Genomic DNA, 15817 nt, shown 5'->3' on the forward strand with positions numbered 1-15817 from the left:
GTCACCTCCCCTGCAATGCGGCTGCGATGACGGCGCGGCCGATGGGTGCGGCCACGGATCCACCGGTCGCGGCGAGGGCGCGGTCGCCGCCGTCCTCGACGATGACGGCGATGGCGACCTTGGGGTCGTCGGCGGGTGCGAATCCGATGTACCACGCGTGCGGCGGGGTGTTTCGCGGGTCGGAACCATGTTCTGCTGTACCGGTTTTCGATGCGATCTGTACCCCGGGGATCTTGCCCTCGCCGCTGGTGTTGTTCTCGGAGCCGATCATCAGGTCTTTCAGCGTCGCCGCGGTGGTGGAGCTGATCGCCTGGCCCATGGCCTTGGGCTGGTAGCTCGACAGGTCCGACAGGTCGGGAGACTGCAGCTGCTGCACCAGGTTCGGGGCCATTCGCACACCGTCGTTGGCCACGGTGGCAGCGATGACGGCGTCCTGCAGCGGGGTCAGCGCCACGTCGCGCTGGCCGATGCTGGATTGACCGAGGGCGGCGTCGTCGTCGATGGGTCCGATGGTGCTGTCGGCGACGGTGAGCGGAATGGTGGTGTTCTCACCGATGCCGAACGCCGCCGAGGTCTCGCGCATCTTGTCGGCCCCGGTGTCGATGCCGAGCTCGACGAAGGCGGTGTTGCACGAGCGTGCGAAAGCTTCTCTCAGCGTTGCCGTCTGGCCGCCGCCGCACGTCGAACCGTTGTAGTTCTCCAGCGTCGTCGAGGTTCCCGGCAACGTGATGTTCGACGCGGCCGTGAGTTGATCGTCCGGTGTCGCGCCCGCTTCGAGTGCGGCTGCGGTGGTGATCACCTTGAACGTCGATCCGGGTGGGTAGGTCTGCGAGATCGCCCGGTTGACCATCGGCTTCTCGGGATCGTTGCTCAGGTTCTCCCATGCCGCGGTGGTGGTGCTGCCGTCGTGGCTGGCCAGGAGGTTCGGGTCGTAGCTGGGGGTGCTGGCCATGGCCAGGATGTTGCCGGTGGCCGGGTCGAGGGCCACGACGGAGCCGGTGTATCCCTTGGCGGTCAGCTGGTCGTAGGCGACCTGCTGAACGACGGGATCGATGGTGGTGACCACGTTGCCGCCGCGGGGATCTCGGCCGGAGATGAGGTCGAACAGTCGTCCGCCGAAGAGCCGGTCGTCGGATCCGTTGAGTACGGGGTCCTCGGCGCGTTCGAGGCCGCTGCTCGAGTACAGCATCGAGTAGTAGCCGGTGATCGGCGCGTTGGCCTGCGGGCTGGCCGGGGAGATCGAATTCTGGGGGTACGTGCGCAGGTACTTGTAGCGGTCTTCGGTGGGGACCGAGGATGCGAGCACCTGGCCGCCTGCCGAGATCTGACCGCGCTGGCGTGAGTACTCGTCGAGCAGCACTCGTGAGTTTCTCGGGTCGGTGCGCAGATCGTCGGCCTTGATGACCTGAAGGTAGGTGGCGTTGGCGAGCAACGCGACGACCATGACCATCACGGCGATGGACACGCGGCGCAGGGGAGTGTTCATGCGCGCTTCACCATCTCGGTCGGTGCCTCCGCGATGGGCGCCGCCGGGGCGGGCTTCTTCTTGGGCTTTGCCGGCTCACGGGCTGCGTCGGAGATCTTGATCAGCAGCGCGAGGAGCAGGTAGTTGGCGAGAAGCGACGATCCTCCGTAGGACAGATACGGCGTGGTGAGGCCGGTGAGTGGGATGAGTTTGGTGACGCCGCCGACGACGACGAACAGCTGGATGGCAATGGTGAACGACAACCCCGCGGCCAGCAGTTTGCCGAAGCTGTCGCGAACGGCCAGCGCTGTACGCATGCCGCGAATGATGAACAGCAAGTACAGGATCAGGACCGCGGTCAGGCCGATGAGGCCCAGCTCTTCGCCGACCGTGGCGATGATGAAGTCCGTCTTGGCGAACGGAACCTGGGAGGGGCGACCACTACCGAGTCCGGTGCCTGCCAACCCGCCCGTGGCGAAGCTGAACATCGACTGGACGATCTGATAGCCGGTGTCGTTGTAGTCGTCGAACGGGTGCAGCCAGGTGTCGGTGCGGATCTTGACGTGGCCGAACACCTGGTACGCGAACAGGAACCCGACTAGCAGCAGCCCGAAACCGATGATCAACCAACCGACGCGTTCGGTGGCGATGTAGATCATCACCAGGACGGTTCCGAAGATCAGCAGCGACGTGCCGAGGTCCTTCTCGAACACCAGCACGCCGACCGAGACGATCCAGACGACCAGGATCGGCCCCAGATCGCGCGCTCGCGGGAAGTCCATGCCGAGGAAGTGCTTGCCTGCGACGGTGAACAGTTCACGCTTGGCGACCAGCAGCGATGCAAAGAAGATGAGCAGCAGGATCTTCGCGAACTCGCCGGGCTGAATACTGAAGCCGGGCAGCCTGATCCAGATCTTCGATCCGTTGACCTCGGAGAATGCCGACGGCAGCATCGCCGGGATGGCCAGGAGTACCAGTCCGGCGAGTCCGACGGTGTAGCCGTAGCGAGCCAGGGTGCGGTAATCGCGCAACAGCACCAGCAGGGCGACGAAGCCGGCGATGGCCAGCGTGGTCCACAGCACCTGCTGGTTGGCATCGGGCGACGGAATGGGGTTTCCGAGATATTGAGCCTGCTGCTCGTCGGCCAGGTCGAGGCGATGAATGAGCACCAGACCGAGTCCGTTGAGCAGCGCCACGATCGGCAGCAGCAGCGGATCCGCGTAGGGCGCGAAGCGTCGCACGGCCAGGTGCGCCACTGTCATCAGCGCGAGATACGCGACCGCGTACTTCGCCAGATCCCAGGTGATGGTCTGTTCCTGACTGGCTTCGACCAGTACCAGCGAGATCGTGGTGATCAGGACGGCGGCCCCGAGCAGAAGCAGTTCGACGCCGCGCCGGTTCGATTGAATCGGTGCTGGCGCGAATCCTTCGGGCGGACTCGGAAAGGACCCTCCCGCGGACGGATTGGAACTCATCGAGTACCGGTCCTGCAGTTCTGGCCGGGAATCTGCGGAACCGTCGGTGTCGGTGCCGCTGTGGTCGTCGGTGCTGGTTCCGCAGTGGGTTCGACCGTGGGCGGCAGCGGTGCCGCGGGCGGCGGGATGATCGCCGTCGGAGTCGGTTCGACGGTCGTGGTGACGACCGGCTCGGTCTCGCAGACCTGAAGCAGGTCCCCGGAGGCCAACCGCTCGACCTGGCCGCGCGCATCGTCGAGAGATCCCGACGGCAGGCCGGCCGTGACCTGCTCGCGTGCGGCGGGCAGAAGATCGTCGATCTCGAACGGAACGCAGTCCGCCGGAGCGGCATCCGGTGCGGTCAGCGTGACGGCTCCGTCGTCGTCGAGGCAGCCGATCAGCTCGACGCTCTGCAACGAGTAGCCGAGTACCGAGCCGGGAAGCCCGCGCAGCACGGTGACCTTGCTGTTGTCGGCACCGACGTAGTAGTTGCCCTTGATGATCGAATTGGCCACCAGCGCACCGATTCCCGCCAGCACCACCAGGGTCAGGGCGATCAACGTCCAGCGCAGCTTGTGCGACTTCTTCTCGGGCGTGACGACCGGTGCGGTGACGCGTTTGGGCGTCGTACGCGGTGGCCGCATCGCTGCGGCGCGCCCTGCTGCGGTGTTGGGCGGAGGGGCGTCCTCCTCGTCTTCGGTGCTGGCGGCACCGCCGAGGATGGGGTGGCTCTGTCCGTAGTCGAGGTCGATCACGTCGGCCACGACGACCGTCACGTTGTCCGGACCGCCACTGCGAAGCGCGAGTTCGATGAGACGATCTGCGCAGGGCCCCGTCTCACCCTCGTTCATGGTGTTCTCGATGGTCTCGTCGCTGACGACGTCCGAGAGGCCGTCGGAGCACAGCAGGTATCGGTCACCCGCACGTACTTCCCGAACGGTGAGCGTCGGTTCGATCTCGTTGCCGGTGAGGGCACGCATGATCAAGGAGCGCTGCGGGTGTGTGTGCGCCTGCTCGGCGGTGATGCGTCCCTCGTCGACGAGGGACTGAACGAAGGTGTCGTCTCGGGTGATCTGGGTGAGCGAGCCGTCGCGCAGCATGTACGCGCGCGAATCGCCGATGTGCACCAGCCCGATTCGCTTGCCCGCGAACAGGATTGCGGTCAGCGTGGTCCCCATGCCGTCGAGCTCGGGTTCGTCCTCGACCTGATCTGCGATGGACGCGTTGCCTTCGCGGGTGGCTGCTTCGAGCTTGCCCAGCAGATCCTCGCCCGGCTCGTCGTCGTCGAGATGAGCCAGTGCGGCGATCATCAACTGCGAGGCCACTTCACCGGCGGCGTGACCGCCCATGCCGTCGGCCAGCGCCAGTAGGCGAGCGCCGGCGTACACGGAGTCCTCGTTGTTGGATCGAACCAGACCGCGATCACTGCGGGCGGCATAGCGAAGGACGAGGGTCACGGGCGCAACTCGATCACGGTCTTGCCGACGCGGACAGGGGTTCCCAAGGGGACGCGAACGGCGGTGGTCACCTTCGCGCGGTCGAGGTAGGTGCCGTTGGTCGAACCGAGGTCCTCGACGTACCAATCACCGCCGCGGGGCGAGATGCGCGCATGCCGCGTCGACGAGTAGTCGTCTGTCAGAACGAGAGTGGAGTCGTCCGCGCGTCCGATGAGGACGGGCTGCGTGCCGAGCGAGATGCGCGTTCCGGCGAGACCGCCCTGGGTCACCACGAGGTACTTGGCCACCTTCTGCTTGTTGAACGACGGAAGAACTTTCGAACCGCCGGAGTAGCGAGCAGGCACTCGCATGCCTGCGGCCGCGTAGATGTCACTGCGCAAGGTGCGAAGGACGGCCCAGACGAAGAACCACAACAACAGCAGGAAGCCCGCCCTTGTCAGTTGCAGAATCAATCCCTGCACGACGATTCACCTCCTCCTTCGCAATCGACCTGCATCCCGCCCACGCACAGAGCCGCGGCGCGGCAGACATGGTTGCCTCGCAGCATCATAGGGTGAAGCAGCTCGTGTGGACGACATACGGGTGGACGAGAGTGCGAGTCGAACCCCCACCCGAGCCCACGAGGATCGTCAGACGATCCGGACCAGGATTTCGGAGTGGCCGGCCCGAATGACGTCGCCGTCGGCCAATTGCCAGTCCTGCACCGGGGCACCGTTGACGGTGGTGCCGTTGGTGGAACCGAGATCGGAGAGCATGGCCACGCGGCCGTCCCACCGGATCTCGATGTGTCGACGCGAGACGCCGGTGTCGGGGAGTCGGAACTGTGCGTCCTGGCCCCGGCCGATGATGTTCTGACCGTCACGGAGCTGGTAGTAGCGGCCGCTGCCGTCCTCGAGCTGCAGCGTCGCGGCGAGCGCCTGACTCTGACCTGCGTACGAGGCGGGCTGGTCGTAGCCGTACCCGTCGCCGCGGTCCCCCGCGCCCTGTGGGTAGCCACGACCGTAGGCGGCCGGAGCGGGCGGGTAGTCGTAACCGGGCTGCTGGTAGCCGGGCTGCTGGTATCCGGCGGCCTGGGGCTCGGCGTACCGACCGGCCTGGTCGTTGTACGCCTGCTCCTGGTAGGGGGCCTCGGAGTACGCAGCACCCTGCTCGGCGGCGTTGTAGTCGTAGCCCTGGCCGTTGTAACCCTGTGCGTCGTACGCCTGGCCGTCGTACCCCTGCGCGTTGTAGGCCTGCGCGTCGTAGCCCTGGTCCTGGCCGCCGGGCGCACCGTAGGCGTGGGGGTCGTAGCCCTGGTCCTGGCCGGCTGCGCTGTAGGCCTGACCCTGCTCGGGGTACGGCTGCTCGTCGTAACCGCCGTTGTACGCCTGCTGGTCGTAGCGCGGGTCGTGATCGGCCGGTGCGTAGGCCTGAGCGTCGTACCCGTTCTGCTCACGTGCGTTCTGCTCACGTGCGGGGTAGCGCGGATCCTGGCCACCGGCGTAACCGTTGCGCGCGCGCGGATCGGGACGATGACCGTCCGCGGGGTCGCGCTGCGGGTCGTAGCCTGGGTTCTGCGTCATGTGGCCGGCTCCTGGTATCGACATCGGTGGGGCAGACGGTCGCTGCGTAGCTGAAGGGACGGGACTCGGTGCTGCTTGTGCCGACGCGCCCTGCTGTGCGGACTCGTTCCGCGCAGCAGTCGCCGATCGTCCCACATCGGGATCGACCGAGCCACTGGCACGGAACTGCCCGGTGTGAAGGGTGGGTGACGGCTCGAAGCGAACCACCACGTCGCCGTAGGTCTGCCAGCCTTGATCGCGGATGTAATCGTCGAGGTGGCGCGAGAACGCCTTGACCGTGAGTGCTCGGTCACCGGCGAGCTCGTCGTGGTCCGAGCTGTTGATGGTGATGACGTAGCTGTTGGGTGCCAGGAGGTGCCCGCCCTCGAGGGGCCGAACCAGATCCGACGCCTCCTGCTGAAGCGCTGCCTCCACCTCCGCCGGTACGACGCCTCCGCCGAACACGCGGGCGAAGACGTCGCCGACAGCGCCTTGGAGCTTGCGCTCGAAACGTTGAACGATGCCCATCGTGACCCCTCCTCTCACTGTGTTCTTCCACCGTGTGGTGCCTGCTGGTGTGCAGGCCGCGACGGCCGCGTGTCATCACGAAGTCGCGCTGCAAGCATGATATACGGTGCCGCCGACGGGGACTGCCCGCCGCCGTCGGCTGCCGGCAGCTCGAAGTGGCGATTTTCGAGCGCGGCATGGTGCGTGTTAGTGTTCTCGCCGTCACCCGGGCGGGTGGCGGAATGGCAGACGCGCTGGCTTCAGGTGCCAGTGTCCTTCGGGACGTGGGGGTTCAAGTCCCCCTCCGCCCACCACACTGGCCGCAGCTGATTCGATCGCTGCGGCCAGTAGTTTTTTCCGCGTGTTCTGCATCGAATCGTCTTACAGGCGTGTGATTTTCGGCCGATGTCGGCAGTGGAGTCGAAGTGCCGGTCCCGAGGACGTCTCGTATACGGAAATTCGCAGGTGAGAGCCCATAATAGGCTTACCTTATTTGCGGGGGCACCCAGGTACTGACTTATCGTTCGTAGTTGGATCGGCCTCACCACGGCCGGATCCGCCCGACCTCACTTTTCTACCACGCGCCTACCTGCTCGTGCAGAGGAAAGCGTCGACGATCGACAGGTGCAGCTTCAACGGCGAGGACGCACCGCAGGCCGTTCGTGCAGCCGGTTACACCACACCGTCGCCGACGAGTATCAAGGCTGGACTTATCCGAAGGCTAGGTATGAAGCACACTCCGGGCCCGCAAGGCCTCTACGATCCCGCCAACGAACACGACTCCTGTGGTGTCGCGTTCGTGGTGGACATGCACGGTCGACGCAGTCGCGACATCGTCGAGAAGGCGATCACCGCCCTGGTCAACCTCGAGCACCGCGGTGCTGCCGGCTCCGAACCGAACACCGGTGACGGTGCGGGCATTCTGATCCAGGTTCCGGACGCGTTCTTCCGCGCCGTCGTAGATTTCGAGCTCCCCGCGCCCGGCGCGTACGCAACCGGTGTCGCATTTCTTCCGCAGGGCCGCAGCGACGCAGCACGCGCCTGCGAGGGTGTCGAGCGCATCGTCGAGAACGAGGGCCTGACGGTCCTCGGTTGGCGTGAGGTTCCCACCGACGACTCCTCCCTCGGCGCTCTGGCGCGCGATGCGATGCCGACCTTCCGTCAGCTGTTCCTCGCTGCCCCCGACGCGTCGATCACCGACCTCGAACTCGAGCTTCGTGCGTTCGTCATCCGCAAGCGCGTCGAGCACGAGCTGGGCGAAGAGGGCGCGGGCAAGGACGGCCCCGGCCGCGAGACCGTGTACTTCCCGTCACTGTCCTCGCAGACCTTCGTCTACAAGGGCATGCTGACCACGCCTCAGCTCAAGGGCTTCTACCTCGACCTGCAGGACGAGCGCGTCGAAAGCGCACTGGGACTTGTGCATTCGCGCTTCTCGACCAACACGTTCCCGTCGTGGCCGCTGGCGCATCCGTTCCGACGCGTCGCCCACAACGGCGAGATCAACACCGCCACCGGTAACGAGAACTGGATGCGTGCCCGCGAGGCGCTCATCACCTCCGACGTGTTCGGCGGCTCCGAGGCACTCGAGAAGATCTTCCCCGTGGTCACTCACGGAGCAAGTGACACAGCACGTTTCGACGAGGTGCTCGAGCTGCTGCACCTCGGTGGACGCAGTCTGCCGCACGCCGTGCTCATGATGATTCCCGAGGCGTGGGAGCGGCACGAGTCCATGGACCCCGCTCGTCGGGCGTTCTACAAGTACCACTCCTCGCTGATGGAGCCCTGGGACGGACCGGCATCGGTGTGCTTCACCGACGGCACCGTCATCGGCGCGGTCCTGGACCGCAACGGCCTGCGCCCGAGCCGGCTGTGGGTCACCGACGACGGTCTGGTCGTCATGGCCTCCGAGGTCGGCGTTCTCGACATCGATCCGTCCAAGGTCGTCCGCAAGGTTCGCCTGCAGCCGGGCCGCATGTTCCTGGTGGACACCGCGCAGGGCCGCATCGTCTCCGACGACGAGATCAAGGACGAGCTCGCCGCCGAGCATCCGTACCAGCAGTGGCTCGACGAGGGCCTGACCTCGATCGACGATCTGCCCGAGCGTCCGCACGTGCACATGCCGCACGACCGCGTGCTCATCCGTCAGCAGATCTTCGGGTACACCACCGAGGAACTGAACGTGCTGGTCTCGCCCATGGCGAAGTCCGGTGCCGAGGCCATCGGTTCCATGGGTACCGACACCCCGATCGCCGTACTGTCGGCTCGCCCGCGGATGCTGTTCGACTACTTCTCGCAGCTGTTCGCGCAGGTCACCAACCCGCCGCTCGATGCCATCCGCGAGGAGATCGTCACCAGCCTCGGCGGCACCATCGGACCCGAGGGCGATCTGCTCAACCCGGGTGCCGACAGCTGCAAGCAGATCGTGCTTCCGCAGCCGATCCTGCACAACGACGACCTCGCCAAGCTCGTCCACATCAACGACGAGGGCACTCAGGAAGAGCTGCGCTCGGTGGTCGTGCGCGGTCTCTACCCGGTGGCCGAGGGCGGTGAGGGCCTCCGAAAGTCGTTGGAGGCCATTCGCGCTCAGGTTTCCGCAGCCATCTCGGGTGGCGCCCGGATCATCGTGCTCTCGGACCGCGAGTCCAGCGAGAAGCTCGCTCCGATTCCGTCGCTGCTCCTCACCGCCGCGGTGCACCACCATCTGGTCCGCGAGCGGACCCGCACCAAGGTCGGCCTGATCATCGAGGCCGGTGACGCCCGCGAGGTGCACCACATGGCTCTGCTCATCGGTTTCGGTGCCGCCGCGGTCAACCCGTACATGGCGTTCGAGTCCATCGAGGACATGATCGAGCGTGGCGCCCTCACCGACATCGAGTTCGACAAGGCCGTCACCAACTACATCAAGGCCGCGGGCAAGGGTGTGCTCAAGGTGATGTCCAAGATGGGCATCTCGACCCTCGCGTCGTACACCGGAGCTCAGCTGTTCCAGGTCATCGGCCTCTCGCAGGAACTGGTCGACGAGTACTTCACCGGCCTCAACAGCCACCTCGGCGGCATCGATCTCGATCAGGTCGCCGACGACGTCGCAGCGCGGCACGCCGTCGCGTACCTCGACAACCGTCAGGAGCGCGCGCACCGCGAGCTCGAGACCGGTGGCGAGTACCAGTGGCGTCGCGAAGGGGAGTACCACCTCTTCAACCCGGACACGGTGTTCAAGCTGCAGCACTCCACCCGCACCGGCCAGTACGACATCTTCAAGGAATACACGAAGATGGTCGACGACCAGTCCGAGCGACTCGCGTCGCTGCGTGGTCTGTTCCGCTTCAAGACCGAAGAGCGGCAAGCCATTTCGATCGACGAGGTCGAGCCGGCCAGCGAGATCGTCAAGCGTTTCTCGACGGGTGCGATGAGCTACGGCTCCATCTCGGCCGAGGCGCACGAGACCCTCGCCATCGCCATGAACCGTCTCGGCGGGCGCTCGAACTCCGGTGAGGGCGGCGAGGACGTCTCGCGGTTCGAGCCGGACGAGAACGGCGACTGGCGACGCAGTGCCATCAAGCAGGTCGCGTCGGGACGTTTCGGCGTCACCTCGCACTACCTGACCAACTGCACCGACATCCAGATCAAGATGGCGCAGGGAGCCAAGCCCGGTGAGGGCGGCCAGCTTCCGGCGCACAAGGTGTACCCGTGGGTCGCCGAGGTTCGGCATTCGACGCCCGGCGTCGGCCTGATCTCGCCGCCGCCGCACCACGACATCTACTCGATCGAGGATCTCGCGCAGCTGATCCACGACCTGAAGAACGCCAACCCGCAGGCCCGCATCCACGTGAAGCTGGTCTCCGAGGTCGGCGTCGGAACGGTCGCGGCCGGTGTCTCCAAGGCGCACGCCGACGTGGTGCTCATCTCGGGTCACGACGGCGGCACCGGCGCGACGCCGCTGACGTCGGTCAAGCACGCGGGTGGGCCGTGGGAGCTCGGTTTGGCCGAGACCCAGCAGACGTTGCTGCTCAACGGACTTCGCGACCGCATCGTCGTGCAGGTGGACGGTCAGCTCAAGACCGGCCGCGACGTCATGGTTGCCGCTCTGCTCGGCGGCGAGGAGTTCGGTTTCGCCACCGCTCCGCTCGTCGTCTCGGGCTGCATCATGATGCGCGTCTGCCACCTCGACACCTGCCCCGTGGGTGTCGCGACGCAGAACCCGTTGCTGCGCAAGCGTTTCGCGGGCAAGCCGGAGTTCGTCGAGAACTTCTTCATGTTCATCGCCGAAGAGGTTCGCGAGCTCATGGCCGAGCTCGGATTCCGCACGCTCGACGAGGCCGTCGGTCAGGTGGGTCTGCTGGACACCACCGCGGCCAAGGAGCACTGGAAGGCGTCGAAGCTGGATCTGTCGCCGATCCTCGAAGAGGTCGAGTCGGCGTTCATGAACCAGAACCTCTACAACACCGGCGTCCAGGATCACGGTCTCGACAAGGCACTCGATCAGCAGCTCATCGCGGCCAGCCGCAATGCGTTGGACAAGGGCGAGAAGGTCGCGTTCGAGTCCAAGATCACCAACGTCAACCGCACCGTCGGCACGATGCTCGGGCACGAGGTCACCAAGGCGTACGGCGGCGTCGGACTGCCGGACGACACCATCGAGATCACGTTCACCGGCTCGGCAGGCAACAGCTTCGGCGCGTTCGTCCCGTCCGGGATGACGCTCCGCCTGAACGGGGACGCCAACGACTTCGTCGGCAAGGGACTGTCCGGCGGACATCTCGTGCTGCGGCCGTCGTTGAACGCCCCGAAGGGATTCGTCGCCGAGGACAACATCATCGGCGGAAACGTGTTCCTGTTCGGCGCCACCAGCGGTGAGGCTCTCATCCGCGGCGTCGTCGGTGAGCGCTTCGCGGTTCGTAACTCCGGTGCCGTTGCCGTCGTCGAAGGCGTCGGCGATCACGGCTGCGAGTACATGACCGGCGGCAAGGTCGTCATTCTGGGCACGACGGGCCGTAACTTCGGTGCCGGTATGTCCGGTGGCGTCGCGTTCGTCTTCGATCCCAACAAGACGTTCGAGGCCAACCTCAACACCGAGCTGGTCGACATCGAGGAGCTCGAGGGTGACGAGTTCACCTGGCTCCGCGACATCGTCACTCGCCATCAGGAGCAGACCGGCTCCGAGGTGGCCGAGCGGATCCTCGCGGATTGGTCACAGCAGGTGAACCATTTCGTGAAGGTCATGCCTCGCGACTACAAGAAGGTACTGCTGGCCATCTCCGAAGCCGAGAAGAACGGCGCGGACGTGGACGAAGCGATCATGGAGGCAGCTCGTGGGTGACCCACAGGGATTTCTGAAGAACACGGTTCGCGAGGTGCCCAAGCGGCGGCCCGTCGACCTGCGCCTGATGGACTGGAAAGAGGTCTACGAAGACTTCTCGAAGGACACCCTGCGCACCCAGGCAAGTCGATGCATGGACTGCGGTATCCCGTTCTGCCACAACGGTTGCCCACTGGGGAACCTGATTCCCGAGTGGAACGACCTGGTGTTCAAGGACCGCTGGCGCGACAGCATCGATCGGCTGCACGCCACCAACAACTTCCCGGAATTCACCGGACGGTTGTGCCCCGCCCCGTGCGAGGCGTCGTGTGTCCTTGGCATCAACCAGGATCCGGTCACCATCAAGCAGGTCGAGGTCGAGATCATCGACAAGGCCTTCGAAGAAGGCTGGGTGACGCCGGTCTACCCGACCCACCTGACCGGTAGGACCGTCGCCGTCGTCGGATCGGGCCCCGCGGGACTCGCTGCAGCGCAGCAGCTCACCCGCGCAGGCCACACCGTCACGGTGTTCGAGCGTGCCGATCGCATCGGTGGACTGCTGCGCTACGGCATCCCCGAGTTCAAGATGGAGAAGCGCCACATCGATCGTCGGCTGGCGCAGATGGAGGCCGAGGGCACCGTCTTCCGCACCGGTGTCGATGTGGGCGTGGACATCTCGGCCGACGAACTGCGCGAGCAGTTCGACGCCGTGGTCCTCTCCGGCGGTGCCACCGCATGGCGCGACCTGCCCATCGAGGGCCGCGAGCTCGACGGCATCTACCAGGCCATGGAGTTCCTGCCGCACGCCAATCGCGTCCAGCAGGGCGACTTCGCTGCGCCGCCCGTCAGCGCCGAGGGCAAGAAGGTCGTCATCATCGGCGGCGGCGACACCGGCGCCGACTGCCTCGGTACCTCGCACCGTCAGGGCGCCGAGAGCGTCCACCAGTTCGAGATCATGGCCCGCCCGCCCGAGGAGCGTGCGACGTCCACCCCGTGGCCGACGTACCCGCTGATGTACCGGGTTGCCTCGGCACACGAGGAGGGTGGCGAGCGCGTCTTCTCGGTCAACACCGAACGTTTCGTCGGCGAAGACGGCAAGGTCACCGCACTCGAAGCCTGCGAGGTCGAGTTCAAGGCAGGCAAGTTCGAGAAGGTCGAGGGCAGTGAATTCACGCTCGAAGCCGATCTGGTGCTGCTCGCCATGGGATTCGTCGGACCGGACAAGGGCGGTCTGCTGACCGACCTGGGCGTCGACTTCAACCAGCGCGGCAACGTCGAGCGCACCAACGAGTGGGTCACCAACGTCCCCGGTGTGTTCGTCGCCGGAGACATGGGTCGTGGCCAGTCGCTCATCGTGTGGGCCATCGCCGAGGGCCGCTCCTGCGCGGCCGCCGTCGACACCTTCCTGCAGGGAGCAACCGCACTGCCGTCGCCGATCGTGCCGACCCAGGCACCGCAGCGGTAGTAGCTTTTCCCGCCGAGCTCGACGTTGTGGACGGATTGCGGTCCGATCCCGTCCACAACGTCGAGCTCGTCTGCGTTTCACGGCGCCGGCCACACGGTTACGTCCGTTAACCATGTGGGCATCTGATGGTCACAGGCCGCTGTCATTGTGGTGATCGAACAAACGAAGCGTTCGATCACCCAGTGAGGCCCCCTCCCCATGAGTGTCAAGAAGATCTGCGCCGGTATCGGCGTCGCTGCAGCTGTTGCGTCCGGGCTGGTCGTCGGAGCGGCATCGCCCGCCGCCGCAGACCCTGCCGATTGCCCGACGATGTACGTCGTGGCCATTCCGGGAACCTGGGAGACGAGCTCGGGTGCCGCACCGAAGCCGGGGATGCTCACCGACGTCACCGATCGTCTCGGTAGCGGCATCCGCACCGACTACGTCTCGTATCCCGCCACCGCGTTCCCCTGGGAGGGTGAGGTGTACGGGCAGTCCCGCGCCGCAGCCGTCGCCAACGCAGGCGGGATGCTGAAGGCGATGGCGGATCGTTGCGGTGCTACGAAACTCGGCATCATCGGCTACAGCCAGGGAGCGGACGCGGCGGGCGATCTCGCCGCGGCCATCGGCACCGGAGTCGGCGTCGTTCCCGCGGACAAGGTGGTGGCGGTGGGCTTGATCTCCGACCCGAAGCGCTCCGATACCGACGCTCTGGTGGGGCCGGCCGTAGTCGGAACCGGTGTCGGTGGACCCCGGGTCGGCGGATTCGGCTACGTCAGCCCCGTGGTGCGGACGTTCTGTGCCGTCGGCGATCTGTACTGCTCGACGCCCAAGGACGATTACGTCGCGCGGTTGGCCGGCTTCTTGGCAGTGTCCTCCAACCCCGCGCCGAACGTTGCCGATCAGTACTCGCAGGAAGCACAGTCCCTGATCGCGGACCTCGCAGCGGCCGGTGGTCTGCCGGTGTTGCAGGGCCAGCTCACCGACCAGGCGAACGCTCAGCGTCAGCGGGAGATCGAGGCGTTCTACCGCTCCGGCATCCACCAGGAGTACCAGAGCTACGACGTCGAGAACGGCCAGTCCGCGACGCGGTGGTTGGCGCGCTACCTCACCGACGCGGTCTGACGGCGGAGCAGCACGAAGACGGTGACCGCACTGACGGCCATCAGGACGGCGCTCGCACCCGACGCAAGAGTGAAGCCGTCGATGAACGACGAGTTCGCGACTGCAGTCAGTTGCGAGGCGAACGGCTCCGGTAGGTAATCGGCGACGGCGACGGCACCACCGATGGTCTCTCGTGCCGGATCGGCGATCTCGGCGGGCGTCTGAGCGGGGATGGCGTCGTCCATGCGGTGTCGATAGACGGTACTGCCGATCGTGCCGAGGATGGCGATACCGACGGCTCCGCCCAATTCGGCTCCGGTTTCGGACAATGCCGATGCGGCCCCGGCCTTTTCGGGAGCCGCGGCGGTGAGCACGATGTCGGAGTTGAGCGTCGAGGCAGCGCCGATCCCGAAGGTCAGCACGGCCATACCGGTGAGCAGTAACGGTAGCCCGGAATCGGCGTTCACGAATGCCATTGCCGTGCAACCGATGGCGATGGACAACAGTCCGCCCGCAATGATCGTGCCCGTCCGGATCACCTTGCTGAGCGTCGGTGCGAGCACGGCACCGGCCGCGGCCGCGACGGCGGGAACCAGCAGCCACAGGCCGGCTTCGAGCGGTCCGAGACCGACGACGAGCTGAAGGTACTGGGAGGCGAAGAGGCTGAATCCGGTCATCGCGAAGATGACCAGGAACTGCACCACAACAGCTGCGCTGAAGGCTCGTTCGGCGAACAGCGTCACGTCGATCAGCGGGTTCGCGGCCCTGCGCTGCCGGAGAACGAACACCGCGCCCAATGCCAGCCCGGCCACCGCACTCACGGCTGCTGCGAGGTCGATTCCCTCCTGCGCGCCGTGTTTGATGGCGAAGACGATCGAGAGCATCGAGGAGATCGCGAGGACCACGCTGATCGGGTCGAATCTGCCGGGGTCGGTGTCCTTGAACTCGGGGACCAGAAGTGGGGCCGCGACGAAGAGTACGACCATGATCGGGATGTTGATCAGGAACACCGAACCCCACCAGAAGTGCTCGAGCAGAACACCTCCGATGACAGGTCCCACCGCGGCACCGCCCGCGAAGCCGGCGGTCCACAGGCCGATGGCTTCCTTGCGTTGCGTCGGGTCGTGAAACATGTTGCGTATCAAGGACAATGTGCTCGGTGCGATGGTGGCTCCACCGATGCCCAGTAGTGCACGCGCGACGAGCAGCATCTCGGGGGAGGTGGAGAACGTCGCGGCGAGTGACGCGGCCCCGAACACGACGGCACCGATCATGAGCAGGGTGCGACGGCCGATCCGATCGCCGAGTGAGCCCATGGTGATGAGGAGGCCGGCGAGCAGGAACCCGTAGATGTCGAGGATCCACAGTGTCTGGTTGCCGGTGGGTTCGAGATCGGCCGTCATGAACGGCAGAGCGAGGTACAGCACCGACATGTCCATCGACACGACGAGAATCGGCACCACCAACACTGCGAGGCCGAGCCAATCCTTCTTGGTGGCGCGCTGGTCGGTTGCCGTCTGGCTCACTGTGACTTCCCTTCCCGAATGGA

9 protein-coding genes and 1 tRNA gene are annotated in these 15817 nt (G+C 65.9%); 4 read left to right on the top strand and 6 right to left on the bottom strand.

Annotation, left to right across the window (positions count from 1 at the left end; all coding sequences use genetic code 11):
• Position 1 precedes the first annotated feature (1 nt).
• The 5 genes from ABZ677_RS10790 to ABZ677_RS10810 all read right to left on the bottom strand — a co-directional run bounded on the left by ABZ677_RS10790 (position 2) and on the right by ABZ677_RS10810 (position 6445).
• Positions 2-1486 (bottom strand): penicillin-binding protein 2, encoded by a 1485-nt coding sequence (locus tag ABZ677_RS10790; protein ID WP_037195336.1) that lies wholly within the window; start codon positions 1484-1486, stop codon positions 2-4.
• Positions 1483-2940: an FtsW/RodA/SpoVE family cell cycle protein gene (locus ABZ677_RS10795; protein WP_037195339.1), complete on the bottom strand. Its 1458-nt coding sequence runs from the start codon at positions 2938-2940 to the stop codon at positions 1483-1485. The genes ABZ677_RS10790 and ABZ677_RS10795 overlap by 4 nt, the downstream gene beginning before the upstream one ends.
• Positions 2937-4376, bottom strand: coding sequence for a PP2C family serine/threonine-protein phosphatase (locus ABZ677_RS10800; RefSeq protein ID WP_094740513.1), 1440 nt, complete (start codon positions 4374-4376; stop codon positions 2937-2939). The genes ABZ677_RS10795 and ABZ677_RS10800 overlap by 4 nt, the downstream gene beginning before the upstream one ends.
• A complete protein-coding gene (locus ABZ677_RS10805; protein ID WP_037195344.1) occupies positions 4373-4837 on the bottom strand; it encodes an FHA domain-containing protein in 465 nt (154 codons plus the stop codon). Before ABZ677_RS10805 ends, ABZ677_RS10800 begins: the two co-directional genes overlap by 4 nt.
• Before the next feature lie 168 nt (positions 4838-5005).
• On the bottom strand, positions 5006-6445 hold the full coding sequence (locus tag ABZ677_RS10810) for a DUF3662 and FHA domain-containing protein (RefSeq protein WP_094740514.1): 1440 nt from the start codon (positions 6443-6445) through the stop codon (positions 5006-5008).
• A gap of 207 nt (positions 6446-6652) precedes the next feature.
• Here ABZ677_RS10810 and ABZ677_RS10815 point away from each other — a divergent pair.
• The 4 genes from ABZ677_RS10815 (at position 6653) to ABZ677_RS10830 (ending at position 14289) form a co-directional block, all read left to right on the top strand.
• Positions 6653-6738, top strand: a tRNA-Leu gene (locus ABZ677_RS10815).
• A gap of 413 nt (positions 6739-7151) precedes the next feature.
• Positions 7152-11741, top strand: a complete 4590-nt coding sequence (gltB, locus tag ABZ677_RS10820; protein WP_358369144.1) for a glutamate synthase large subunit — start codon at positions 7152-7154, stop codon at positions 11739-11741.
• On the top strand, positions 11734-13185 hold the full coding sequence (locus ABZ677_RS10825; RefSeq protein WP_037195349.1) for a glutamate synthase subunit beta: 1452 nt from the start codon (positions 11734-11736) through the stop codon (positions 13183-13185). Before gltB ends, ABZ677_RS10825 begins: the two co-directional genes overlap by 8 nt.
• Positions 13186-13383: 198 nt before the next feature.
• Complete coding sequence (locus ABZ677_RS10830) at positions 13384-14289, top strand: cutinase family protein (RefSeq protein ID WP_037195350.1); 906 nt, start codon at positions 13384-13386, stop codon at positions 14287-14289.
• On the opposite strand, the gene ABZ677_RS10835 is transcribed toward ABZ677_RS10830, so the two are convergent.
• Positions 14268-15794, bottom strand: a complete 1527-nt coding sequence (locus ABZ677_RS10835; RefSeq protein ID WP_094632138.1) for an MFS transporter — start codon at positions 15792-15794, stop codon at positions 14268-14270. The two genes, ABZ677_RS10830 and ABZ677_RS10835, sit on opposite strands and share 22 nt — an antisense overlap.
• Positions 15795-15817 lie beyond the last annotated feature (23 nt).

The organism is Rhodococcus sp. NPDC006774 (assembly GCF_040636045.1).
GTDB lineage: Bacteria > Actinomycetota > Actinomycetes > Mycobacteriales > Mycobacteriaceae > Rhodococcoides.